We start from the raw sequence: 25103 nt of genomic DNA, 5'->3' as shown, positions 1-25103 counted from the left end.
ACAGTTATTTGATTAAGGGTGACGCACCCGATTTATGGCTGTACCCAAGACTTCATAATTTATTCAAATGAAGTCTTGGGAGAAATTCATGACAAACCTACCTGGCACCGGTCTTCAGGTCCGCACACACATCAAACCTGAAGGCGTACTCGAACTTTCACTTGCAGAAGTCGAAGTGACAGCACCAGGCTCGGATGAAGTTGTCGTTCGCGTAGAAGCCGCTCCGGTAAACCCGTCAGACCTTGGCCTGCTTGTCGGCCCGGCGGACCTATCTACAGCCCGCGCAGGCGGCACAGCGGACAACCCAACTCTGATCGCAGACATTTCCCCTGCTGGCATGCGCGCAATGGGCGCTCGCATGGACGAATCCCTGCCTGTCGGCAATGAAGGCGCGGGCGTTGTGATTGCGGCTGGCGATTCACCTGCTGCACAAGCGCTTCTTGGTAAGACAGTCGCATGCCTTGGCGGCGAAATGTACTCGCAATACCGCAAGCTTCACGTCTCACAGTGCCTACTGCTGCCAGACGGCACATCTGCGCGTGACGGCGCATCTTGCTTCGTGAACCCGCTGACCGCCCTCTCCTTCCCTGAGACCATGCGTATGGAAGGCCATAAAGCGCTCGTTCACACTGCTGCGGCATCCAACCTGGGCCAGATGCTCAACAAAATCTGTATCGAAGACGGCGTCGACGTTGTGAACATTGTCCGCAAGGAAGAACAGGCAGAAATCCTGCGGAACATCGGCGCGAAGTATATCGTGAACTCATCTTCTGAAACATTCATGGAAGACCTGATCGACGCGCTGGCTGCTACAGGCGCGACGCTGGGCTTTGACGCTATTGGTGGCGGTTCACTGGCAGGCCAGATCCTCATCGCTATGGAAGCTGCAATCAACCGGACGTCTAAAGAATACAGCCGTTACGGTTCAGCGACCCATAAGCAGGTTTACATCTATGGCCGCCTCGACGTGAGCCAGACTGTTCTGCCAGCCAGCGTCGGCATGGCGTGGGGTGTTGGCGGTTATCTTCTGACACCATTCCTGCAAAAGGTTGGCGCCGAAGCTCGCGAGCGCATGCGTCAGCGCGTCATTGCAGGCCTGAAGACGACCTTCGCCAGCAACTACAGCGACGAGATCTCTATGAAGGACCTTCTCAATCCGGACATCGCCCGGGCTTACAACGCCAAGGCGACCGGTGAGAAATATCTGGTCAATCCGACACTCTAAAAAACGAAAGAGGGCTCCGTGGAGCCCTCTTTTTTTGCCTGATTGTCAGAACGATCTATCCGCCGAAATTATAGACCAGAGACACTTTGGTCGTGGTGTCTGTCGATTCAAAACCCGGGCGCGGGTCGGTGTCGTGACGAACATCAAATGAGACGCGCGCCGATAATGCATCCGTCAGGCCCGCTGTAACAGCCGCCACGTTCTGCATCTGCGTTGTATCCTCAGACGCGATCGCGCTTGTCGTGTTAGAAAAGCTCACATTCTCATTGAAGCTATAGCTCAGCGTCGAGTTCGCGAGGAAGGAAACAGATTCGCGTGTTTCGCCAGCCGTTGTAACAACGCCACCCGATGAGACTTCGCGGATTTCATCCACTTTAAAACCCGGGCCACCACGTACAGACCAAGTCAGGTCTTCGCTATCGAAGATATCATAGCCGAGGCCACCACCGATAAACAGGCGGCTATCATAAGCTGAAAATTCGTCTGACTCGTACTGACCCTGACCGAAGCCGAACATGCGATCTGTCATCTGCACGTCGACATTGCCAGAGATCTGAAAACGGTTCTGAGTTTCAAGACCGTCTGTCTCGCCATAATCTGCGGACGCGACAATGCCCTGAGACCAGCGCCCCTGCTCGTGGTTGAGGTCTACACCGAGACCGAGCTGCGTAGTGTCTGTATTACCGGAAGAGGTCGATGCGCTAAAAGATCCTTCTCCGCTCCAGCCTTCTTCCTGCGCCATAGCTGGCGTTGCCATAAGAGCGAGAGTTGCCGCAAAAACCGTTAAACGCATCACATACCTTTCAAATCATAGTGCTTCCGACTCAGCAGGTAGGTCTTTAGCGCATGAATGAAAGGTATGCCCAGAAAAGAATTCAGCGATTGTGCGAGGCGGTTACGCGCGCTCTGTTGTGTCAATCAGGCGAGTACGAACAACTTTGCCGTCAGCGGTGATGTGGATGCCGCATTCGGTTTTTTCGCTTTCTCTCCAACGCCCTGCACGCGGGTCCTCACCCTCTGCTACAGGGGTGGTGCATGTCGCGCAGCCGATAGATTTATAGCCCTGCGCTTCCAGCGGATGACGTGGCAGGTCATGTTCGCGGAAATAGGTCTGGAGGTCAGTTGGCGACCAGTTCGCCAGCGGATTGACCTTCACCTTACCCGTTGTGTCGAGTTCGAAGATTGGCAGGTCTTCGCGATCAGTATTCTGATAGCGCTTGCGGCCCGTAATCCATGCGTCGAAATCATCCATAGCGACTTCAAGCGGTCGGACCTTACGAAGCGCGCAGCATGCATCGAAATCCTCGATATGAAGCGTCTTGGACGGGTCTTCTGAGGCAACTTCCTCGGCGCGCGGGCGAACAATGCGCACATCGCGCAGCCCCAGACGCTCGATCAGTTCATCGCGATAGGCGATCGTCTCAGGAAAATGCATGCCTGTATCGAGGAACAGAACCGGCGCTGCTTTGTAAACGCGGGATACAAGGTGGAGAAGAACCGCAGACTCTGTGCCAAATGAAGAGCTGACTGCAATACGCCCCGGAAACTCTTCCAGAAGCGCCAGACGCAGAACGCGCTCGGCCTGAATCGTCCGCCAGCGAGCGTTAAGGCTCGCTACACGTTCCTTTGTGCTTTCACCGTTAAGGGCTGCGCTGATTTTTTCCTGCACCATGGCGTCGTCACTACTTTCGTCTTCAGAGCGCACGGCGCCTGCCGTACACCCGTCAGTGTTGCTTACAGGTGCAATATGTCGACGAACCCCTCTGAAATGAACGCCTCAATTCATAAGCCTTGCTTTAGTTTTACTATTCCAAACGCATTGATAGGTCAGCGCAGCCCTTGGAAAGGAAGCGTTAACCCTAACGAAACTCTGACAGGAAAACTCAAACTCGAGCCGACGGGTCCACACCCCGTTAGCGGCAAGAAGTTAACATGAAGGCTGAAACATCAGGTGTGGAGTTCAGACATGGAAAACGCTTTTCCGCGGCTCATAATTTCGAACAGGGAGTCTGAGGAAGAACATCTGGACGAGTGGATCCCTGAGGTTCCGCGCCGCCCACTTTACTCGCAGAACTATGTTACTGCGTTGCTCGGGCCCTTCGACGAAGCCGAAGAGCGCCGATCACAGATCAGAATGATCACAACCAGTCAGGAAAAAGATTAAAGGTCGAGTTTCGCCTTCAGAATCTCGTTTACCGCCTGAGGGTTAGCCTTACCCTGGCTCGCCTTCATGACCTGACCAACAAACCAGCCCAGTGCCTTCGGCTTGGCATGACCTTCAGCTTTCTGAGCCTGAACCTGCTCAACCTGAGCCGGATTAGCTGCGATGATATCGTCGACGATTTTCTCGATCGCGCCGGTGTCAGAAACCTGCTTCAGGCCTTCCTTCTCAACGATGGCAGCAGGCGCGCCTTGACCGTCCCAGACTTTTTCGAAGACGGTCTTGGCAATCTTGCCGGAGATCTCGCCTGATTTGATGAGATCAAGCAGCTCACCAAGGTGCTTTGCACTGACCGGGCTTTCAGCGATTGTCAGGTCTTCCTTGTTGAGACGACCAAACAGTTCGTTCGCGACCCAGTTCACAGCCATTTTACCGTCACGGCCTTTGGCAACCGCTTCAAAATAGTCTGCTTTGTCGTAGTCAGCAGCCAGAACAGCAGCGTCATACGCTTTCAGACCGTAGTCATCCATGAAGCGTTGTTTCTTCTGGTCCGGCAGCTCTGGCAGCGACGCACGAATTTCATCAACCCATGCCTGATCGATTTCCAGCGGAAGCAGATCCGGATCAGGGAAATAGCGATAGTCGTGCGCATCTTCTTTAGAGCGCATGGAGCGTGTTTCGCCAGTCGTCGTGTCGAACAGGATGGTTTCCTGATCGACTTTGTCGCCGCGCTCGATCTTCTCGACCTGATCACGCGCTTCGAACTCGATCGCCTGCTGAATGAAGCGGAAAGAGTTCATGTTCTTGATTTCACGACGTGTACCAAGGAAACCAAAATCACCAGTTTCCTTGAACTTGGCGTAGTTTCCGACCTTACAGACAGACACGTTCACGTCTGCGCGCAGGTTACCCTTCTCCATGTCACCATCACTGGAGCCGAGCGCGACAACGATTGCACGCAGCTTTTTGAGGTAAGCAGCAGCCTCGCCCGGTGAACGGATATCCGGCTTGGAAACGATCTCCATGAGCGCGACGCCTGAGCGGTTCAGGTCAACATAAGTCGCGTTCGGGTCCAGATCGTGGATGGACTTACCCGCGTCCTGCTCGAGGTGCAGACGCTCAATACCAACGATGAAAGAATAGCCGTCTTCGGCTTCAACTTCGATCTCGCCCTCACCCACGATTGGGTATTGGAACTGCGAAATCTGATAGCCCTGCGGAAGGTCCGGATAGAAATAGTTCTTACGGTCAAAGCGGGACCAGAGATTGATCTTCGCATTGAGACCAAGACCCGTACGAACCGCCTGCTCGACGCAGCCACGGTTAATGACAGGCAGCATGCCGGGCATGGCTGCATCGACGAGGCTGACATTGCAGTTCGGGTCTGCACCGAATTTCGTTGGCGCGCCGGAAAACAGCTTGGAATTCGTCGCGACCTGCGCGTGAACTTCCATGCCGATCACGACTTCCCAGTCACCGGTATCACCTTCAATAATGTAGCTCGTACGATCGGTCATTCTTGGTCTCAGATATCTGAATCAATAACGTATGTTTTTAAGCACAGCTTAGTAGCTGCTTCTACAAGCACATTCGACAAAGAGGAACAATCTGGAAGAAAGTCTTTTCAGATAATATGCAGTGCACGAAGCGCGATATAGACCGCCACGACAATAATCAGCGCCGCAAACAGCTTCCGTCCGAGTGACAGACGGTTCGCCAGCAGGCCAATCAGACGGTTGCCGATAAGGCCGCCAATAAAACCACCGACGACGAGAAGCCCTGTCAGGCGGAAATCTACCCATCCAGCGAGCGCATAATTGCCGGCAGTTGCAGTACCGAAGATCGCCACCGAAACCAGCGAAGACGCAGCAGCTGCGGTGATCGGCATGCCTGTCGCCAACATAAGGCCCGGCACAATCAGGAATCCGCCGCCAATTCCGAAGAACCCGGCCGCAAAGCCGACCAAAAGACCTACCGGTAGAAGCTTTGCCGTGAACTGCCAGGTGATATGAACATTCGGGTCACCTTCACTGGCAGGCTTACGGAACATGGACAGGCCAATCGCCGCCATGGCGATTGAAAACGCAACGAGAAGAGAATGGCCATCAATCAACTTCGCGATTGTTGAGCCTATAATCGATCCGACCAAACCTGCCGCGCCAAATACCAGCGCACAGGGCCATTTGATCCGCCCGTTCCACCAGTGACCGAACAGATTGATCATGGCTGTCGCGGCAACACCCGCCGCGGACGTACCAATTGCAAGGTGCGGATCGGTTACGCCCACAAAATAGAGGAGCAATGGCGCGGCCAGCACAGACCCGCCACCGCCGAACACCGTCAGAAATGTACCGATTACGACGCCACTCAGCGCCGCAGTCAGCAAAATATGCGGTGTCAGCTCAATCATTATCAGCCAGCCTGTTCCTTATTCCACGGCATCAAAGCGAGAAGCTTTGCCATGCCGCACCAGCCGGATACGCCTGCGAACAGAAGTCCGGCACCAACGAAGCCACTGAGATAGACGAAACGGGAGTCTGTAAGTTGAGAGAGGATAACACCAATCAGAATAAGTATGCCCGCGACCATAAAGACCTGACGCATAATGCTTGGCGGCGCGAGCTGGCGCGCACGTTCTACTGAAAGGCCTGCTTTCTTCCACGCAATCAGGCCGCCATCCATCAGGATCGCATTGCCATTAGCTGCATCCGCCAGCAGGTTAGCGTTCATGCGTGTGCGCATGCCTGAGCGGCAGAAAAACACGACAGGCACATCCGACGGGTTGGAGATGGCGTCCTCACCCCAGCGCGACAGAGGACACAGCTGCGCGCCTTTAATATGCTCGCGCGTATGCTCGGGTGTTTCACGTACGTCGACCAGCACAACCTCGCCTGCGTCACGCAGTCTGACGATATCTTGTGGTGACAATTCCCGAACTGATTCCATACTTATCTCTCCCAATTCTGATCTGGTGGCATTTCGCCAGTGAGGCTAAAAAACGACGCCTCTTTAGCATACGCCCTGAATTTTGAACCTCATTTCACCAAATCAAAATATTAGGTATTGCGTTTTTTAGAATATACTAATATTTTGGATGGAAACGCAAGGGTGAAAATATGTTTGTTCAGGGATTTTTTGACGAAGCCACGTTCACGATCACATATCTGGTCGCTGATGAAGACAGCGGCGAAGCGGTCATTATTGATCCTGTAACAGAATATGATGCTGGTCATGCGAAGCTCGCATCCACACCAATCGATCTCGTTCTGGATGTTGCTGCCGAAAAAGGCTTTAGGATTACACGCGTACTCGACACGCATGCGCACGCAGACCATTTGTCTGCCGCCGACTATGTGCGCCGCAAAACGGGGGCGCGCTATGGCATTGGCGGACGCATCACTGAGGTTCAAACCGTCTTCAAAACGCTCTTCAATGCGAAAGACGTGAACACGAATGGTGTGGTTTTTGATGACCTGTTCGCTGACGGCGAGACCTTCAAGGTCGGCGATCTGGACGCAAAAGTGATTGCAACACCAGGCCACACGCCTGCCTGCGTGACCTATGTTATTGGCGATGCAGCTTTTGTCGGCGACACGATGTTCATGCCCGACTACGGCACCGCGCGCACGGACTTTCCGGGCGGCGATGCTGGCACGCTCTATGACAGCATCCAGAAAATTCTGTCACTACCAGAAGAGACCCGCGTCTTTGTCGGCCATGACTATCTGCCTGAAGGCCGTACGGACTATGTCTGGGAAACAACTGTTGCCGAACAGAAAGCCAAAAACATTCACGTGCATGATGGAATTAGCCGAGAGCAATTTATCGAGATGCGTAAAACGCGTGACGCAAAGCTCGCACCGCCGCGCCTGATCATGCCGTCACTTCAGGTGAATATTCGCGCTGGTCAGCTTCCGCCTGCGGAAGACAACGGCAAGCAGTACATCAAGATTCCAGTCTCTCTTGCAGGATGAGCCCTGAAGACCGTCGAGTCTTTTGACATGTCCCCCCCACCCCCGCTCACCTGCATAAAGAGAAGCCCGCTTTTCATTCGAGAAGCGGGCTTTCTTTTATTCTGATTGTCGGTCGTCAGACTAAGCAGACCACCAGTTGGCTGGCTTGGCTTTAAACTGGGCAGCTTCTTCAAGCTGGGCCGCAACTCGCAGACATGCAGTTTCGTCGAGCGCCTTGCCGATTACCTGCAGCCCCATTGGTAGACCATGGTGATCTGTTGCCACCGGCACAGAAATACCGGGGAGACCTGCGAGGTTCGCCGTAACCGTGAAGACATCGTTCAGGTACATGGAAATCGGGTCATCCATACGCTCGCCCAGCGCAAACGCAGCGGACGGACATGTTGGCGTAAGAAGCGCATCAACTTCTTCGAAGACATTCTGGAAGTCCTGAAGGATCTTCGTACGAACCTTCTGAGCTTTCAGGTAATACGCGTCATAGTAACCGGCTGACAGCACGTAAGTACCGATCATCAGACGACGCTTCACTTCTGCACCAAAGCCTTCGGCGCGTGTGTTCTGATAGATGTCTGTCAAATTATCGCCAGCCTGACGCAGGCCGTAACGCATGCCGTCATAACGCGCGAGGTTCGAAGACGCTTCAGCCGGTGCAACGATGTAATACGCTGGCAGAGCATATTTTGTGTGCGGCAGGCTGACGTCGACAATTTCGCAGCCGGCAGCTTTCAGCCAGTCGATACCCTGCTGCCAGAGCTTCTCGATGTCTTCCGGCATCCCATCGACGCGATATTCTTTAGGAACACCAATCTTCATGCCTTTAACCGGCTCGCCAATCGCTTTCGTCCAGTCAGGTTGCTCGACCTTCAGAGAGGTAGAATCCTTCTCATCATGGCTGCACATCACGTTCAGCATGATAGCAGCGTCTTTAACTGTCTTCGCAATCGGGCCAGCCTGATCAAGTGACGAGGCAAACGCGACCATGCCAAAACGGCTTGCACGGCCATAAGTCGGCTTAATGCCCACTGTGCCGGTAAAAGACGCAGGCTGACGAATAGAGCCGCCAGTATCGGATGCCGTAGCCGCAAGGCAGAGATCAGCAGCAACAGCGGACGCAGAACCACCGGATGAACCACCCGGTGTCAGATCAGCATTGCCACCGTCATTACGGCGCCACGGGTTGATAACGTTGCCGTAGAAAGACGTCTCGTTAGACGACCCCATAGCAAACTCGTCCATATTGAGCTTGCCAAGCATAACAGCGCCTTCGCGCCAGAGGTTCGCCGTTACTGTGCTTTCATATGGTGGTGTGAACTCACCCAGAATATGAGAACAGGCTGTCGTGCGCACACCTTCAGTGCTGAACAGGTCTTTGATGCCCAGAGGCGCACCCTCCAGCGCACCTGCTTCACCCTTGGCGCGACGCGCATCGGAGGCTTTCGCCATATTGATCGCTTTTTCAGGCGTCTGAAGAATATAGGCATTCAGCGCACCGTTAGCTTTCTCAATCGCGTCCACGTAGGCCGTGGTGATCTCTTCTGAAGAAAACGCTTTCGAGTTCAACCCGTCCAGAGCGTCAGACAGAGTAAGCCCAGTGAGATCAGTCATTGTCAGTCTTTCAATAATAATCGGTCCGCAAGTCGAGCCTTGCCGCAGCGAACCGGAAAAGAAAACTCCAACCGCTTGGTAGACGCGTACGCCCTAACTTATCAAGTGCTGAATTACCTGTATCTGCCGACTTTTCCGCAGAAGTCGCGCGATGTTGCAGGAATTAAAAAAGGCGCTTCATTCGAAGCGCCTCTAACTCAAGGAAGAAGTCTATTCTTCGGCAGTTTCCTCTGCCTCTTCGTCCGCGTCGTCATCCCACTCGTAAATCGCAGTAATGAGACACGAGTCGACGGACGTGCCCGTGTTCGAACGCGATGGGAACGCGCTGTCCGAAACGATAAGTCGATCGCCACGGCTTGCGCAGCTCGTGCGTGAATCAAGGCCGATGGAGAGAGCACGCTCAAGATTGAAGCACGCGCTTGTTTCTACAAGATAATGTCGCGATGCACTGGCGCGCAGAACGACCGTGTCTTCATCTGCTTGAGAAAAGCCGTCGATATTCGACGTAAAGCACATACGATCTACGCGCTCACCAAGTCGCGGGTCTTCTGCGAATTTTTCAGCGCCGCGAACGCGATCATCATCGCCGCCATTTGCCACTGTGGCACAGGCAGACAGCAGGAAAACCATTCCCGCATAGACCATTGGCAGACTTTTATCGCGTAACATCGTTCACCTCTTGCTCAGGTCTATATCGCGCCAAAACAGTAAAAGTTCAATGATATCGCGGAAAATTTGATCAGTCGGAGACTTATTCAACAACCTTCGGAACGACGAAGAAGCCATCTTCGGATTTCGGCGCGTTTGCGAGGACTTTGTCCTGAATGCCGCCGTCCGTCACAACGTCTTCGCGCATTGGCAGAGATGTCTCCACAACAGAGGTCATCGGCTCCACACCTTCAACATCAACTTCGCCCAGCTGTTCTATCCAGTTCAGGATGTTGTTGAGTTCGTCCGTCATAGGTTCAACCTGATCCTCTGGCAGCGCAATGCGGGCCAGGCGGGCAACTTTTTTTACGTCCTGATTGGTGACGCTCATGCGGAACACTCCTCTGTGTGAGTGCGGGTTTATGACGAGCTTACGGCTTGATCAAGAATGACGGACGAAAATTTCTGCGAATACCGCCCGCAGAAAGTCTTTTGAGCTTCGCTGACAGCAAGCTATCAGACAGACATGCTATTATCAGACGTTACAGAGATGCCTAATCAGGGCATTATTATCGGGCTGGATCCGGGATCAAAGACGCTTGGCGTCGCGGCTAGCGACAGCCTCCAGCTCACAGCCCATCCGGTAGAAACCATTCAGCGCGGCAAAAAGCTCGCTCCGACGCTGACCCGCCTTTTCGAACTCTTCGATGAGCGCGGCGCAATCGGTATTGTGATGGGGCTTCCGCTCAACATGGATGGCAGCGCAGGCCCGCGCGTTCAGTCTGCGCGCGCACTCGCACGGCACATTCTTCAGATCCGCGATGTGCCGATCGCCTTTCAGGACGAACGCATGTCGAGTCAGATGGCCGAACGCGCCATGCTGGAAGCAGACCTGTCACGCGCACGCCGTGCCGAACTTATCGATAAATCCGCTGCCGCAATCATCCTCCAGACTGCTATTGACCGGATCGCCAACGCTTCATGACGTTTCTGAACGCTCTTCTACCCGTCATGTTCATGGTGGCGCTGGGGCAATTCCTTGCCTGGCGCAAACTACCTGATCGGGATGGCTGGCGGTCTATAGAGCGGCTTTGTTATGTAGCGCTTTTCCCTGCCCTGATCATACTGGTGCTCTCGCGAGCGCCATTTGACGAGGCACCGTGGAAGATCGCGCTCACGCTGTTCATCGCTCAGATACTGATGGCCGGAACCGGTCTGCTTGCGCTTTTATGGCCGAATGTATCTCGCCCGGCTGTTGGCAGCATCATTCAGTCCAACTCGCGCTGGAACACCTTTATCGCGTTGACCATTTCTGGCGTTCTCTACGCTGAAGAGGGGCTGGCGCTTACGGCGTTATGTGCCGCCATCCTTATCCCGATGGCAAACATACTCTCTGTACTGGCGCTGTCTCATTTCGGCGAAACCGAGACCGGCGTGAAACGTAACCCGTTCACAGAACTCATTCGCAACCCGCTGGTCATCGCCTGCATTATCGGCGCAGCCCTGAACGTCACAGGACTTCAGCCAACAGGCATTCTGAACACCATTCTGGAACTGGTATCCGAACCGGCCATGGCGCTCGGCTTGCTGGCCGCGGGTGCAGGTGTGAATTTTATCGCGCTCCGGCGTGCTGGTCTCTTCACGGTATTCTGGTCACTAGTGCGCCTGATCGGGATGCCCGTCCTGACAATCCTGATTGCGCGCCATGGCTTCGGCCTGGAGGGCGTGCCGCTCGCCGTAATGGCTATCGCGACCGCCACGCCGACGGCGACAAACGGCTTCATCCTCGCGCGTCAGCTGGGCGGAGATGCTGACCTCATGGCCAACCTGATCGCTACTGAAACCGTTCTCGCCGCCCTGACAATGCCAGCCATTCTGATCGCTTTCGGCCTTCTATAGAGAGAACTCTGTGACGGCACATTGCGCATAATGTTGACGTACCACCCCGAGAGAGACTAGCTGGTCCGGATTTTTTATTCTCAGAGTCTTCACCGATGACCTTCGCTTATGACTTCTCCCTTCAACACCTTCTGGGCATTGAAGGGCTCAATCGTCTGGACATCGAGTACCTGCTTGATCGCGCAAACGAGTTCGTTGAAAACCGCACTCCGGAACAGTCCCTCAAAGGGAAAACCCTGATCAACCTGTTCTTCGAAAACTCGACCAGAACACAAAGCTCATTCGACATTTCAGCAAAGCGTCTCGGCGCAGATGTTGTGAACATGTCTGTTCAATCATCATCTGTGAAGAAAGGCGAAACGCTGGTTGATACCGCGATGACGCTAAACGCCATGCAGCCGGACCTTCTGGTGATCCGTCACGGCTCTTCAGGCGCGGTGAGGCTTCTGTCACGTAAAGTCGATTGCGCGGTCGTGAATGCCGGTGACGGCACACACGAACACCCGACGCAGGCGCTGTTGGACGCGCTTACGATCCGCCGTCGCAAAGGCCGGATTGAAGGACTAAAGGTGGCGATTTGCGGAGACATTCTACACTCGCGCGTGGCCCGTTCTAACGCTATGTTACTGCATCTGATGGGCGCAGAAGTCCGACTGGTCGCTCCACCCACGCTCATGCCTTCGGGCACGGAAACCTGGGGTGCACATTCAACGCATACCAACATGATTGAAGGCATTAGCGGCTGCGATGTTGTCATGATGCTTCGCCTCCAGCTTGAACGGATGCATGGCCTGTATCTGCCGAGTAAACGCGAGTTTTTCCACCTCTACGGGCTCGATAAAGAAAAGCTCTCACACGCTGCGCCAGACGCACTGATCATGCACCCCGGCCCTATGAACCGCGGTGTAGAAATCGACAGCGCCATCACGGAATCCGCAAACAGCACCATCACGGAGCAGGTCTCTATGGGCGTCTTTGTCCGCATGGCTGTTCTGGATGCGCTCGCCAGAAATCTTGATCGCGCACGCGCGGAGGCGTCAGCATGAAACAGGCTCTGATCAACGCGCGTATTCTCGACCCGGCGACGGGCCTCGATACTGTCGGCGGCATTATCATTGAAGACGGCTACATCTCCGAATTCGGCCCGCAGGTTTCCGCTGCAACAGCCGGAACCGATCTTGTAACCGATTGCGGCGGCAAAGCCGTTGCTCCCGGCCTGATCGATATGCGGGTCAAAACCGGCGAGCCGGGCTCTGAGCATCGTGAAACACTCGAAACTGCCAGCCGGTCAGCCGTATCCGGCGGCATCACCTCAATGGTGATCATGCCGGACACAGACCCGGCGATCGATACACCTGCACTGGTCGATTACCTCAAACGCGCAGGTCAATCCCACAAAGTCCTGAACCGGATCTACCCAGCTGGCGCCCTGACTGTTGGCCTTGCAGGCGAAGGCATGACCGAGCTCTCCCTCATGAAGGATGCGGGCGCGGTTCTGTTCTGTAACGCGGACAAAGCTCTGACGTCAGCAAACCTCATCCGTCGCGCACTCCAGTATGGTCGCGGGGTGGGAGCTAAAATCATGCTTCGTCCGGACGAGCCATCGCTGTCGACCGGCTCTATGAATGCAAGCGCGTTTGCAGCGCGACTCGGACTGCGAGGCCTTCCCGCAAACGCTGAATGGATTGGTCTGGAACGCGACTTACTACTGGCTGAAATGACCAAAAGCGACATCATAGTCGATCAGGTCACGACGGGCCGAAGTCTTGATATCGCAAACCGCCATCGCGAAGCCGGCAATAATGTCATCGTAACGGCAGCAGCCCATTCTCTATTTTTCAATGAACTCGACATCGGGGATGGCTCTCACGACCCGCGCAAAGCGTATCTCACCTATTGCAAGGTGAACCCGCCATTCCGCGCAGAAGAAGATCGTCTGGCTTTGATTGAAGGCCTGAAAAATGGCTCTCTCAACGTAATCGTGTCATCTCACGACCCACAACCTGCCGAAGACAAGCGACTTCCGTTCGATGAAGCTAGCTTTGGCGCTGCCGGTCTCGAAACACTTCTTTCAGCACTTACGACGCTCGTCGCAGAGCCTCACTACGAGCTCGATCTTCTAACTGCGCTCGCCGCTGTGACATGCAATCCGGCAGATGCGCTCGATCTGCCACTCGGACGGATTGCCGAAGGCGTAGAAGCAGACCTTGTTGTCTTCGATCCGGAGACACCGTGGAAATGTCTTCGCGAGAACCTCTCTTCACGCTCTGGCAATAGCCCGTTTGATGGCCGCCTCCTGACTGGTAAAACAGTCCGGACAATGGTCAAAGGCAAATGGGTGTTTGGCCCTGAGAACGGAAACTAATCATGGAAAGCATTCCTGATACCGCAATCTGGGCGGGCGCAGCTGTTATAGGCTATCTGCTCGGCTCTATCCCGTTTGGTCTGGTTATTACGCAAATGGCCGGTCTTGGCGACATTCGCGCAATCGGTTCTGGCAATATCGGCGCCACGAACGTTCTCCGCACCGGTCGCAAAGATCTTGCTGCAGCGACCTTCCTGCTCGATTCCGGCAAAGCAGGCCTTGCGGCTCTGTTGTTCGCCTTTCTCTTCGCTGACCGCATTCCGGCCATTGGTCTGTTTGCAGGCGCGATGGCGTTCATCGGACATTGCTTCCCGGTCTGGCTTCAGTTCAAAGGCGGCAAAGGTGTCGCGACATATGCCGGCCTGCTTTTTGCTGCCGTCTGGCAGATCGGCCTGTTCGCTGCGGTCTGTTGGCTGACTGTCGCCTTCCTTGCTCGTCGCTCTTCGGTCGCTGCGCTGACCACCGCTCTGTTTGTGCCAGTCGTCGCCTGGGGGCTAAACCTGTCTCTGATTCACGTCATGATTCTGGTCGTGCTCACTGCCCTTGTCTTCTGGCGACATGCAACGAACATCAAGCGCATACTAGACGGGACAGAACCAAAATTCGGGCAAGCCAAATCTAAAACCACTGACGCAGAAGCGCCTGCTCCGTGACCGACGCTGAACGCATCGCCCGCGTTCAGCTTGCCCGGACAAAAGGGGTCGGGCCCCTCACCTATTCCAGATTTCTTGAGACCTATGGTTCAGGCCTTGCTGCACTGGAAGCGTTTCCAGAGCGCGTGCGTGCTTCAGGTCGAGGCCAGCTGAAGCTTTATCCTGCAGACAAAGTCCGGCGCGAATTCGACGAAACCGACCATATCGGTGCTCGCATAATCCTTTACGGCGATGAGGATTACCCCGAACTTCTGGGGCATTTATCGCCTGCCCCACCGGTGATCACGGTCTGGGGCAATACAGACCTTCTCAAAAAGCCATGTGTGGCGCTGGTCGGCTCACGTAATGCCTCTGCCGCGGCCATGCGGATAGCCCATGATATGGCGCATGATCTTGGCAATGGCGGATACACAGTCGTCTCCGGCCTCGCGCGAGGTGTCGACACAGCTTCTCACAATGGCTCGCTGTCGACAGGAACGGTCGCGGTAATCGCAGGCGGGATAGACAACATTTATCCGGCACAGAATGAGAACCTCCGAAATCAGATCAAAGATACAGGGCTGGTCGTTTCTGAGTCGCCATTCGGACACGAACCGCGCACCAACGATTTCCCGCGCCGCAACCGGCTTATTACCGGGCTCAGCCTTGGCGTCGTTGTCATCGAGGCTGCGCAGCGTTCTGGCTCTCTCATTTCAGCCCGCACAGCGCTCGAGCAAGGCCGCGAAGTCATGGCCGTTCCGGGCAGCCCGCTCGACAACCGTACCCGAGGCTCAAACGGACTTATCCGGTCTGGCGCAATACTTGTCGAAAACGCAGAGCAAGTGATGGAAGCCATCGCACCGGCTGCGCCGTCTCAGTCTAGCCTGTTTGAAATGCCAGACGATGATCTGGACGATGAAACGCTCGAGTTTTCGGACGAAGACCGCGCACGAATCATTCAGGCGCTTTCACCCACAGCGACAACTATTGCCGATGTTTCACTGGCAACAGGCATTCCTAGCCGCAAATGTGCCATCCTTCTGGTAGAACTTGAGCTGGAAGGAATCGCAGGCTCTCTGCCTGGCGGACTGGTCCGCCGTCAGAACTGAGATTTCAGGCATCAAATATGCAACAAGGCGACCTTAAAATCGCTTTTTTTGCCTGTCATCGGGTATGAAGTCTTTTGTCCTTGCGACGAAAAGTATAACCCAGACAAGTAGGTTTCGAAGGGGATAACCGTGAAGCGCAACGATCTGCTCGCAATCATGGCGATTTTGGCATTCACACCGGCTGTGGTTGCGCAGGATTTTTCATCTGATCGGGTTTATCTGGAAGCCGACGTTCTGATCGATAATCAGGATGAAGGAATCATGATCGCCGAAGGCAATGTGGTGGCGCGCTATGCAGACCGCCAACTGACGGCTGATCGGGTAATCTACAATCTTCAGGAACAAAAAGTTCACGCGATTGGTAATGTGCGCATTGCTGATCCGGACGGTACCGTTCGCGTTGCAGAAGAGCTGGAAGTTGACGGCTCTCTCTCAGACGGTGTTGCAGCCAATTTTGCAGCTCAACTGCCTCAGAACGCGGTTGTCGTCGCCCGCACGGCTGCACGTGATGATTCTGGCTCCAACTCTCTGGAATATGCAATTTATACCGCCTGCCCGATCTGTGAAGAAGAAGGCAGCCAGCCAACATGGAGCCTGCGTGCCCGCCGCGCTGTCCAGAACGCGGACACTCAGATGATCACCTATGAGGGTGCCGTATTTGAGCTCAAGGGCGTACCGGTTCTGTATCTGCCGTATTTTGCGCACCCGGATCCAAGCACTGAACGCCGCTCCGGCTTCCTCACACCAACGCCGGAACTCTCCTCAAAACTCGGTTTCGTTTACGAGCAGCCGTATTACTGGGCGATTTCGCCGAGCAATGATCTGACTGTCACGCCGCGTCTCCATACGAATGTGAATTCGACGCTGGGCGCCGAATACCGCCAGCGCTTCTATTCGGGCTCGCTGAACCTGTCCGGCTCCATGGCCTATGACTATGAGTTCGACAGCAATGGTGACCGCCAGTTCTACAATACAAACGGTCGCATCGTTGCCAATCCGTCCACCTTCACTGGCACGCTAATACCAAGCGAAGAAGAATTCCGTGGTCACATCTTTGCGGAAGGTGATTTCGAGATTTCAGATATCTGGAGCTGGGGCTTCTCTATCGAAGAAGTCTCTGACGACCTGTATTTGCGCCGCTACGACATCAGCGACTGGAACACACCGCGCGGACTGGTCGACTCCAACCCTCAGCGCCTTCTGAACCAGCTTTATTTTGTTGGTCAGAACGAGAACTTCTACGCAGATGCCATTTCCTTCCACACGCAAGGCCTGCGCGATGGAGATGATGACGCATTGTTCGCGCGAGTAACGCCAAGCGTTTACGCAAACCAGCTCATGGACTTTGGTGATAACGGTCTCGTCTCTCTGGAAACCGGCCTTGCCATTCTGGACCGCAGCGGCGGCAATGACACACGTCGTCTCACAGCTTCGGCCGACTGGCAGAACTCCTATGTGTCTCCAGGCGGCCTAGTGCTGGAGCCGCTCCTGCGCGTGCGTGGTGATTATTTCGATTATTCGGTCGCACAGACAAATGTCACACCCGCATTCGAAGACTCCGAAGCGCGTGGTTATGGTCTTGCCGCAGCAACGGTACGCTGGCCTTTGGCGCGCTATTCGGAAGGTTCGCGCATTCTGATCGAACCGATCATGACGATCGCCTACAGCGAATCCTCTCTGGAAAATATTCTCGTACCGAACGAAGACTCCACGAAGTTCGAACTGGACCACGCGGTTCTATTCGAAGCGGATCCGTTCACGCAACAGGACCTAGTTGAGACGGGTGGACGTATCGCGGCAGGTGTTCGCACGGCGGTCTCCATGGACAATGGATTCACGCTCCGCGGCACACTTGGCCGTCGCTGGCGTGACGAGGCAGACCCGCTTTTCACTTATGCGTCTAATCTGGCAGGTACTGAGTCAGACTATCTGGTCGGCGGTGCGCTTGAGTACAACGATACATTCAGCTTTGCAGCCAACTTCCGCCTCAATGATGATTTCGACATTCAGCGCGTCGAAACCCGCGCAACGGTCGACTGGTGGCGCATCGAAGGCAATGTCACCTATTTCAACGTGTCCGATGACATCTCAATGGAAGCGCTCCCGCTGCAACGTCAGGGCATTTCGCTTGGCGCAACAGTTGAACTGACTGAAGACGTTGAGCTGCTCTACCGGATCAACCGGAACCTCGAAGCCAACCTGAACCAGATTCAGGCTGTTGCTCTGCGCTGGTCTGACGAGTGTAGCTTCTTCCAGATTGGCTATCAGCAGCGCGAAATCAACGATCGCGGCGTCGGCAATAGTGAATCCATCACGTTCGGCTTTGGCTTCAATACACTTGGCCAGGTCACCAGTGGTAATTTTGATTAAGAGAAACCCTTCTGCATCTTCATGTGACATTTCCTTTTGGATCATGTTATCGCATGTGACACGATGAATTCGCGTTGGCGGGCAGGTTTTTGGAGTAAAGATTTATGATCGGATTTCGGACGCTGGTAAGTGGGCTTGCTCTGATGGCATTCAGTGCACCTGCAATTGCACAGACCGCTACCGGCCCAGCGACCGCAGCAACTTCTGAAGCAGCTGAGTCCTCTACTCGCATGCTCGGCGGTGTGGCGGCTGTCGTGAATGATGAAGTGATTTCCATCTCTGACGTCGCATCCCGCGCGCGCTTGCTATTGGTCACTTTAGGCGTTCAACCGTCTCAGGAAGCGCTCAGACAAGCGCTACCACGTGCTTTAGAAGAACTTATTGATGAACGTTTACAGCTTCAAAAAGCGGCTGAATATGAGCTTGAAATCGATGACCGGGAAATTGAAGCGTCTTTGATGGACATTGCCCGGCAAAATCAGACTTCTTTAGAAGGTCTGTATGCATCACTTGTACAAAATGGTGTAAACCCTCAGACACTGCGCGAACAGATGCGTGCCGAAATCTCATGGCGCCGTATCATCAATGGTCTCTATGGTTCACGTATTCGTATTTCCCAGCTGCAAATCGATAGTACGCTCGACCGCATGGAAAATGATGCGTCTGTAGAGCGTTATCAACTTGCAGAGATTTTTCTATACGCTCCGTCGGAGGCGGATCGACAACAGATGCTGCAAGGTGCGAATGTGATCCTTGAGCAAATACGCCAAGGTGCACGATTTGAACTTGCAGCTCAGCAATACTCGAATTCGCCGACAGCTGCTGTTGGAGGCGATCTTGGTTGGGTCTCCCCGACAGAGCTGGAACCCGAAGTTCAGGAAGTTATTCGCAACACGGAAGCGCCAGCGCTCACACCTCCAATTATCGCGTCTGATGGCATCTACATCTACGCAGTCCGAGCTAAGCAAGACGGTACGAACGGACAGCTGGAAGTTGAGTTGGCACAGGTACTGTCCGAGACCGGCGACCTCGCTGCTTTGGAAGAATTCCGAGCTGAGGAACATTCATGCGATATGTTAGAAAGTGTTGCCGGCGAAACTGAAGGCCTCCTGTATGCACCTCTTGGACGTGTCAGCACTGACGCCTTAATGGATCAGGTCTCCGAAGCGATACGCGACACAGAAGTTGGACACTCTGCAGATCCGATAGATACGCCCGCGGGGCCAACTTTGATCTATGTGTGCGACCGCGGATTTGCTGACATCGAAATCCCGGACCGTGAAGCTATCGAGGATCGCCTGTTCAACCAGCAGCTTTCCCTCATGGCGCAGCGCGAACTTCGTGACCTGAAGCGTGACGCAACAATTATCAGACGATAAGCGGTTACCGCTTGTTCTGACGCAGGGAGATCCGGCGGGCGTTGGCCCGCAGGCTTCTCTTCTTGCCTGGCAGGCATTCCAGAAAACACCGGATACACGCAGCTTCTATCTTCGTGGCAATGTCGCGACGATGCGAGATCGCGCGCGTGAATCCGGCCTCGATGTCGACATCATCGAAATCCGTGACCCGGCAGAGTGTGAAGCGATGTTTGCTAGCGGGCTTCCGGTCATTGATATTGCGAGCCCTGACGTTCGCGCAGGTGAACCCAATACGGAAACAGGCTCTGCGATCATTGAATCGATCAGACTGGGCGTGAACGATGTCTGGGATGGCAAAGCCTCCGCCGTTGTCACAAATCCGATTGCGAAGTCACTCTTGAAAGCCGCGGGCTTCCAGCACCCCGGCCACACCGAATACCTTGCAGAACTGGCAGGCACGCTGACTGGTACCCCAGCGCCGTATCCGGTTATGATGCTTATTGGTGGCGGGCTTCGCGTTGCGCTCACAACGATCCACATGCCGCTACGCGCTGTGCCTGATGCGATTACGAGCCCACTAGTCAAACAAGTGGCGCAGATCGTCTCAACGGCGCTCAAACGCGATTTTGCGGCAGATAGCGCATGCATTGGCGTCGCTGGCCTCAACCCCCACGCGGGCGAAGACGGCATGCTGGGCCATGAAGAAGAGACAGTCATCATCCCTGCACTTCATGAGCTGAACGCTTCCGGCATCAACGCTATTGGCCCACGTCCGGGCGATACGGTATTTCATGAAATGCTCAGAGGCGCCTATGATGCTGTGCTGGCTATGTATCATGATCAGGGGCTTGCGCCTTTAAAGACGCTGGATATGTGGGGCGGCGTGAATGTCACGCTTGGTCTGCCATTCATAAGAACCTCACCGGATCATGGTACGGCATATGACGCGGCTGGCGCATTCAATGTGCGCGCCGATAGCCTGATCGCAGCTATAAATATGGCTGACACAATGAGCCGCAACCGAATCGAATATGACGCCGCCCATGACTGATGACAAAGCACCTGAACTTCTGCGCGCGACGGCTAATAAAAAGCTCGGCCAGCACTTTCTGTTTGATCCCGACATTCTGAAACGTGTTGCTCTCGCAGGCGGACCTGTTGACGGCGCCGATGTCATCGAAATCGGTCCCGGCCCGGGCGGCCTGACGCGTGCGCTATTAGACAACGGCGTAAGAAAGCTGGTCTGCGTTGAGATGGATGATCGCTTCGCAGAAGCGCTTCTAAGCTGGCCTGAAGCGTCGCAAAGACGCCTCGCTGTCCATAAGGGTGATGCAACGGCTATTGATTGGCCCGCCTTCATCGACGAACACGGCCTGGGCCAGAATATCAAAATCGTTGCCAACCTGCCCTACAATGTCGGCACGCCACTCTTTGTCGGCTGGCTGAACCAGATGTCGCTATTCGGGACCATGTCTCTCATGTTCCAGAAAGAGGTGGCGCAACGCATTTGCGCAAAGCCGGGCAGCAATCATTACGGGCGGCTCGCTGTGCTCTCGTACGCTGTTATCGAGCCGCGCATGGCATTCACCCTGCCACCGGGCGCGTTCAAGCCGCCGCCAAAGGTTGCTTCAGCTGTCGTCTCGGCGAAGCCTCTGGCAGAAGACAAAGCTTATCCACATCTGGATGCCTTGCAGACCGTCACAGCAGCCGCGTTTGGTCAAAGACGTAAAATGCTGCGCGCAAGCCTTAAACAGATCATGACTCAGGGCACCACGACAGAACAGCTTCTGGAATCAGTCAGCATTGATCCGACCCGTCGTGCAGAAACGCTCTCCCAGCAGGAGTTCCGCGATCTCACAACAGCGTGGAAGGCGCTCTAGTCTGCAAGCAGGCGCTGAACCAGAGGCTCGAGACGAAGCTGACGCAGACGCTTCTGGCGCTCCGTCAGAAGGATACGTTCCAGCTCTTCGAAAGCCACATCCAGATCTTCGTTCACGATGACATAGTCATAGCGACGCCAATGGCTGATTTCGCTTTTGGCACCGGCCATCCGACGAGCAACCTTTTCCGGGTCTGACCCCGGACGCTCTTCCAGACGCTTTTGAAGCGCCTGAATGCTCGGCGGAAGCACGAACACAGATACAACATCATTTGGCATCTGGTCATGGATCGCATCCGCGCCCTGCCAGTCGACATCAAAGATCACATCACGACCTTCAGAGAGACGACGCTCGACAGCTTTCCGAGGCGTTCCGTAGAAATGGTCGAACACTTTGGCCCATTCCAGAAACTCACGATCCTCGATCATCTGTTCAAACTGCGTGTGATCCACAAAGTCATAATGGACGCCATCCTGCTCCCCCGGACGCGACGCTCGCGTCGTCGCAGAGACGGACAGACGAACATCTTCGTATTTATCCATAAGCTTTCGGGACAGCGTGGTTTTACCGGCTCCGGACGGACTGGAAATGACGAGCATAAGGCCGCGGCGCGGATGAGCACTATTCGACATTTGCGGACTGCTCCTTGAACTGATCGATAAGCGATTTCAGAGCGAGCGAATGACGCGTCATTTCAAGGCTCGCAGACTTACTGCCAAGCGTATTTGCTTCACGCAAAAGCTCTTGAGACAGGAAATCAAGTTTCCGCCCTACAGCCTTGTCTGATTTGAACAAATTCCGAGCCTCGACAAGGTGCGCCGACAGGCGATCAACTTCTTCGGTCACGTCCGCCTTGCTCACCAGAATAGCAAGTTCCTGCTCCAGACGCTCATCGCTGATGCGAGAATCAGACAGAAGTCCTGCCACGCGCTCATTGAGGCGCGCCATCATTTGCGCAGGCTGAACATCTGCTGTGGCTTTCGCTTCGACGACCACAGCCTCCATGTCGAACACAATGCGTTCCATAATCTCAAGCAGAGCCTGACCTTCCGTCTGGCGTGCGCGCTTCAGCTGTTCGATCGCCTCGCCGACGGCATCCAAAATGCCTTTGCCAGTTTCGCTGTCCGGAGACACTTCAATGGCAGTGCGTTCATTGGAAATAACGCCGCGCAAAGCAAACAAATCACCGGCAGACGTTGAAGCGCCACGACCAGCAGCGCGGTCAGCCAAACGCGCCTTGCGCGATAGTGCATTGAGTAGCCCTGAATCGATCGAGACACGCTGGCCCTCGCCGGTCTCACGGAGATTAAGCGAAGCCTGCATATTGCCGCGTGCAAAAGCCGACTTGAACGCTGCACGGATGCCAGCTTCCAGACCTTCGCAACCTGGCGGAAGATGGAGTCGCAGATCAAGACCACGCCCGTTTACCGATTTGGCTTCAAACTGCCATGAGAGGCGGGCGCCATCTCCTTGTCCGCTGCCAAATCCTGTCATGCTGGAGAGCATGGTGTGTCTCCTTATTGAGCGTTGCGACGGCTGCGTTCAATCTGACGCCAGCGCGCAACATTGCGATTATGTTCTGCGTTGGTGCGAGCGAACACGTGGTGCCCCTCACCGTCTGCAACAAAGAATAGATAATCAGATTCCGCAGGCTGAAGAACTGCGCGAAGTGCCGCCTCACTCGGATTGCAAATTGGTGTCGGCGGCAGGCGGTCAATCTGATACGTGTTGTAAGGCGTGTAACGGTCGATTTCAGATCGGTACAGCCCACGTTGCACTTCCTGACCGTTCACGGTGCGTGTCAGACGTTCGCCCTGTGAGATACCGTAAATAATCGTAGGGTCGCTCTGCAGACGCATGCCGCGGTTGAGACGGTTGATGAACACGCTGGCGACGAGATCCTCATCTCCGACGCTGCCGGTCTCTTTCTCCACGATAGATGCGAGGATAACCGCCTCTTCCGGAGACGCGAGCGGCAGATCTGACTGACGATTGGCCCAGATCTCATCAAGAAGCGTGTCCTGAGCGCCCATGAGCAGCTGGACAACCTCGGCACGGGTCGTGCCGCGTGTGACCATATATGTATCGGGCAGAAAGCTTCCCTCCTCGGGAGTTTCAGGCATGTCGCCTGTCAGCACTTCAGAAGCCTCGATTGCGCGCATCGCTTGCGCGATTGTCGATCCCTCAATCACCTGAACGGGATGCAGGATCACATCCCCCTCTTCCATCAGGCGGAGTATTTCCGTGATGCTGGCATCAGCCGGAATGCTGTACTCGCCCGCCTTCAAGCTGGAGTCGAGCTCGTAATACCGGGAAGCAAGGCGGAAGAGACGCGTGTCCTCGATCAGCCCCTGTTCGGCAAGCTGCTCGCCAATGCGGATTGTGCCGGCACCGCGCGGGATAAGCACGATCTGGTTCTCAGCGCCCTCCATAGGACCCGGCTCGTTAATCTGACCAAGAAACCACTGGTAAGCGGCAAACGCACCGCCTGCAGCGATGGGCGCTAAAACGAGAAGGGCCACCAAAGCCCTGGTGACCCATTTCATCGTTTCACTCCTGGAAACCTGATTTTAGCCAAGGCAGCTCGTCCTTAGTCGTCGATGCGTCCAAGTACGAGCGCTGCGTTTGTGCCGCCGAAACCGAATGAGTTAGAGAGCGCGTACTTGATTTCGCGAGCTTTAGACTTGAGCGGCGTCAGGTCGATCTCGGATTCGAAGGACGGGTTCTCAAGGTTCAGCGTTGGAGGGATCATGCTGTTCTTGACCGCAAGCGCCGTGAATGCAGCTTCAACCGCACCGGCCGCACCCAGAAGGTGACCGATAGACGATTTCGTCGAGGACAGAGACAGCCCTTTTACAGACTCACCGAAGAGACGTTCGATCGCGCGAACCTCGATCTCGTCACCAACTGGCGTGGATGTACCGTGTGTGTTGACGTAGTCGATGTCTGCTGGTGTCAGCTTGGCATGACGCAGCGCCATTTCCATTGCGCGGTAACCACCATTGCCGTCTTCCGCAGGAGACGTGATGTGGTGCGCATCGCCTGAAAGGCCGTAGCCGAGAACTTCAGCATAGATTTTCGCGCCGCGCTTTTTCGCGTGCTCGTATTCTTCAAGAACGAGTACGCCAGCGCCTTCGCCAAACAGGAAGCCATCGCGGTCTTTGTCATAAGGACGTGACGCGCGTTCGGGTTCGTCGTTGAATTTCGTGGAGAGAGTTTTAGCTGCAGCAAAACCTGCAACCGCGATACGGCAGAGAGAGCCTTCCGTACCACCAGCGACCATGACATCCGCATCGCCATACTGAATGAGGCGGGCAGAATCACCGATTGCGTGCGCACCCGTCGCACAGGCTGTAACCACTGAGTGGTTCGGGCCTTTAAAGCCGTGCTTGATAGACACCTGGCCTGAGCACAGGTTGATCAGAGCACTTGGGATAAAGAACGGGCTGACTTTGCGCGGCCCGCTCTCTTCCAGGATCTTCGCAGTTTCAGCGATTTCAGGAAGACCACCAATGCCTGAACCGATGAGAACACCGGTCATGCACTTTTCTTCTTCCGTCTGAGGTACCCAACCAGAGTCCTCAATCGCTTCGGCGGCCGCAGCCATACCGTAGACGATGAATTCGCCGACGCGGCGACGTTCCTTGGCAGAACCGGCACGGTCTGGATCAAAGGCTTCAGGATCACCCTCGCCTCCGCCACGACCGGTCGTCCACGGAACCTGCGCCGCAATCTTGCAGGACAGGTCGTCAGTATCAAACAGGTCAATCTTTTGCGCGCCAGAGCGCCCTTCAATCAACCGTTCCCAACTCGCCTCGCGGTTGCCCGCTAGAGGCGTTACGAGGCCAATGCCTGTAATAACAACCCGTCTCATCGC

General features: G+C 55.0%; 25 protein-coding genes. 13 read left to right on the top strand and 12 right to left on the bottom strand.

Translation table 11 applies throughout. The features are described 5' to 3' along the window. Positions 1 to 88 precede the first annotated feature (88 nt). Positions 89 to 1225, top strand: coding sequence for a zinc-binding dehydrogenase (locus G523_RS0111700; protein ID WP_022695256.1), 1137 nt, complete (start codon positions 89 to 91; stop codon positions 1223 to 1225). A gap of 55 nt (positions 1226 to 1280) precedes the next feature. Here the strand turns inward: G523_RS0111700 and G523_RS0111695 are convergent, their stop codons facing one another. Next, positions 1281 to 2018, bottom strand: a complete 738-nt coding sequence (locus G523_RS0111695; RefSeq protein WP_022695255.1) for a DUF481 domain-containing protein — start codon at positions 2016 to 2018, stop codon at positions 1281 to 1283. A gap of 102 nt (positions 2019 to 2120) precedes the next feature. Next, a complete protein-coding gene (locus G523_RS0111690) occupies positions 2121 to 2930 on the bottom strand; it encodes a phosphoadenylyl-sulfate reductase (RefSeq protein ID WP_233347290.1) in 810 nt (269 codons plus the stop codon). 261 nt (positions 2931 to 3191) lie between these two features. Between G523_RS0111690 and G523_RS0111685 the strand changes: the two genes are divergently transcribed. Beyond that, on the top strand, positions 3192 to 3389 hold the full coding sequence (locus G523_RS0111685) for a hypothetical protein (RefSeq protein WP_022695253.1): 198 nt from the start codon (positions 3192 to 3194) through the stop codon (positions 3387 to 3389). Here the strand turns inward: G523_RS0111685 and gatB are convergent. The 3 genes from gatB to G523_RS0111670 form a co-directional block, all read right to left on the bottom strand. Next, the gene (gene gatB, locus G523_RS0111680) at positions 3386 to 4903 is read right to left on the bottom strand and encodes an Asp-tRNA(Asn)/Glu-tRNA(Gln) amidotransferase subunit GatB (RefSeq protein WP_022695252.1); all 1518 of its coding nucleotides are present in this window, start codon (positions 4901 to 4903) and stop codon (positions 3386 to 3388) included. The genes G523_RS0111685 and gatB overlap by 4 nt on opposite strands. 107 nt (positions 4904 to 5010) lie before the next feature. Next, entirely contained in the window at positions 5011 to 5796 is a 786-nt protein-coding gene (locus G523_RS0111675; protein ID WP_022695251.1) for a sulfite exporter TauE/SafE family protein, read from the bottom strand. A 2-nt stretch (positions 5797 to 5798) separates the two neighbouring features. Next, positions 5799 to 6332, bottom strand: coding sequence for a rhodanese-like domain-containing protein (locus G523_RS0111670; RefSeq protein ID WP_022695250.1), 534 nt, complete (start codon positions 6330 to 6332; stop codon positions 5799 to 5801). A 170-nt stretch (positions 6333 to 6502) separates the two neighbouring features. Between G523_RS0111670 and G523_RS0111665 the strand changes: the two genes are divergently transcribed. Continuing rightward, entirely contained in the window at positions 6503 to 7360 is an 858-nt protein-coding gene (locus tag G523_RS0111665; protein WP_022695249.1) for an MBL fold metallo-hydrolase, read from the top strand. 120 nt (positions 7361 to 7480) lie between these two features. Here the strand turns inward: G523_RS0111665 and gatA are convergent, their stop codons facing one another. From gatA to gatC, 3 genes are all read right to left on the bottom strand, one after another. Further along, positions 7481 to 8965 (bottom strand): Asp-tRNA(Asn)/Glu-tRNA(Gln) amidotransferase subunit GatA, encoded by a 1485-nt coding sequence (gatA, locus tag G523_RS0111660; protein WP_022695248.1) that lies wholly within the window; start codon positions 8963 to 8965, stop codon positions 7481 to 7483. A gap of 210 nt (positions 8966 to 9175) precedes the next feature. Then, positions 9176 to 9634, bottom strand: coding sequence for a DUF6491 family protein (locus G523_RS19105; protein WP_155802659.1), 459 nt, complete (start codon positions 9632 to 9634; stop codon positions 9176 to 9178). Between the two features lie 82 nt (positions 9635 to 9716). Then, positions 9717 to 10004 carry an Asp-tRNA(Asn)/Glu-tRNA(Gln) amidotransferase subunit GatC gene (gene gatC / locus G523_RS0111650; protein ID WP_022695246.1) on the bottom strand — a complete coding sequence of 96 codons (288 nt, stop codon included), beginning with the start codon at positions 10002 to 10004 and terminating at the stop codon, positions 9717 to 9719. A 135-nt stretch (positions 10005 to 10139) separates the two neighbouring features. Between gatC and ruvX the strand changes: the two genes are divergently transcribed. The 10 genes from ruvX (at position 10140) to rsmA (ending at position 21226) form a co-directional block, all read left to right on the top strand. After that, a complete protein-coding gene (gene ruvX, locus G523_RS0111645; protein ID WP_022695245.1) occupies positions 10140 to 10598 on the top strand; it encodes a Holliday junction resolvase RuvX in 459 nt (152 codons plus the stop codon). Beyond that, a complete protein-coding gene (locus G523_RS0111640) occupies positions 10595 to 11512 on the top strand; it encodes an AEC family transporter (RefSeq protein ID WP_022695244.1) in 918 nt (305 codons plus the stop codon). Before ruvX ends, G523_RS0111640 begins: the two co-directional genes overlap by 4 nt. Before the next feature lie 95 nt (positions 11513 to 11607). Beyond that, complete coding sequence (locus tag G523_RS0111635) at positions 11608 to 12558, top strand: aspartate carbamoyltransferase catalytic subunit (RefSeq protein ID WP_022695243.1); 951 nt, start codon at positions 11608 to 11610, stop codon at positions 12556 to 12558. Continuing rightward, positions 12555 to 13877: an amidohydrolase family protein gene (locus G523_RS0111630; RefSeq protein ID WP_022695242.1), complete on the top strand. Its 1323-nt coding sequence runs from the start codon at positions 12555 to 12557 to the stop codon at positions 13875 to 13877. The genes G523_RS0111635 and G523_RS0111630 overlap by 4 nt, the downstream gene beginning before the upstream one ends. A 2-nt stretch (positions 13878 to 13879) precedes the next feature. Beyond that, positions 13880 to 14530 (top strand): glycerol-3-phosphate 1-O-acyltransferase PlsY, encoded by a 651-nt coding sequence (gene plsY / locus G523_RS0111625; protein ID WP_022695241.1) that lies wholly within the window; start codon positions 13880 to 13882, stop codon positions 14528 to 14530. Further along, positions 14527 to 15618, top strand: a complete 1092-nt coding sequence (gene dprA, locus G523_RS0111620) for a DNA-processing protein DprA (RefSeq protein WP_022695240.1) — start codon at positions 14527 to 14529, stop codon at positions 15616 to 15618. The genes plsY and dprA overlap by 4 nt, the downstream gene beginning before the upstream one ends. A 129-nt stretch (positions 15619 to 15747) precedes the next feature. Next, positions 15748 to 17988 (top strand): LPS-assembly protein LptD, encoded by a 2241-nt coding sequence (locus G523_RS19100; RefSeq protein WP_022695239.1) that lies wholly within the window; start codon positions 15748 to 15750, stop codon positions 17986 to 17988. A gap of 104 nt (positions 17989 to 18092) precedes the next feature. Continuing rightward, positions 18093 to 19367: a peptidylprolyl isomerase gene (locus tag G523_RS19095; RefSeq protein WP_022695238.1), complete on the top strand. Its 1275-nt coding sequence runs from the start codon at positions 18093 to 18095 to the stop codon at positions 19365 to 19367. Beyond that, positions 19342 to 20397 carry a 4-hydroxythreonine-4-phosphate dehydrogenase PdxA gene (gene pdxA / locus G523_RS0111605; RefSeq protein WP_022695237.1) on the top strand — a complete coding sequence of 352 codons (1056 nt, stop codon included), beginning with the start codon at positions 19342 to 19344 and terminating at the stop codon, positions 20395 to 20397. The genes G523_RS19095 and pdxA overlap by 26 nt, the downstream gene beginning before the upstream one ends. Beyond that, positions 20390 to 21226 carry a 16S rRNA (adenine(1518)-N(6)/adenine(1519)-N(6))-dimethyltransferase RsmA gene (gene rsmA, locus G523_RS0111600; protein ID WP_199285724.1) on the top strand — a complete coding sequence of 279 codons (837 nt, stop codon included), beginning with the start codon at positions 20390 to 20392 and terminating at the stop codon, positions 21224 to 21226. Before pdxA ends, rsmA begins: the two co-directional genes overlap by 8 nt. Here the strand turns inward: rsmA and gmk are convergent. The 4 genes from gmk to fabF are packed head-to-tail and all read right to left on the bottom strand — an operon-like array spanning position 21223 to position 25100. Next, positions 21223 to 21858, bottom strand: a complete 636-nt coding sequence (gene gmk / locus G523_RS0111595; protein WP_022695235.1) for a guanylate kinase — start codon at positions 21856 to 21858, stop codon at positions 21223 to 21225. The two genes, rsmA and gmk, sit on opposite strands and share 4 nt — an antisense overlap. After that, entirely contained in the window at positions 21848 to 22732 is an 885-nt protein-coding gene (locus G523_RS0111590) for a YicC/YloC family endoribonuclease (RefSeq protein ID WP_022695234.1), read from the bottom strand. The genes gmk and G523_RS0111590 overlap by 11 nt, the downstream gene beginning before the upstream one ends. An 11-nt stretch (positions 22733 to 22743) precedes the next feature. After that, positions 22744 to 23772 carry an endolytic transglycosylase MltG gene (gene mltG, locus G523_RS0111585; RefSeq protein WP_022695233.1) on the bottom strand — a complete coding sequence of 343 codons (1029 nt, stop codon included), beginning with the start codon at positions 23770 to 23772 and terminating at the stop codon, positions 22744 to 22746. Between the two features lie 44 nt (positions 23773 to 23816). Then, the gene (gene fabF / locus G523_RS0111580) at positions 23817 to 25100 is read right to left on the bottom strand and encodes a beta-ketoacyl-ACP synthase II (RefSeq protein ID WP_022695232.1); all 1284 of its coding nucleotides are present in this window, start codon (positions 25098 to 25100) and stop codon (positions 23817 to 23819) included. Positions 25101 to 25103: the final 3 nt, after the last annotated feature.

Origin of the sequence: Ponticaulis koreensis DSM 19734, from assembly GCF_000420665.1 — a bacterium.
In the GTDB taxonomy this organism is placed as follows: Bacteria; Pseudomonadota; Alphaproteobacteria; order Caulobacterales; family Hyphomonadaceae; genus Ponticaulis; species Ponticaulis koreensis.
The sequence above is the reverse complement of the archived record's forward strand: the minus strand, read 5'-3'. Positions and strand labels throughout refer to the sequence as shown.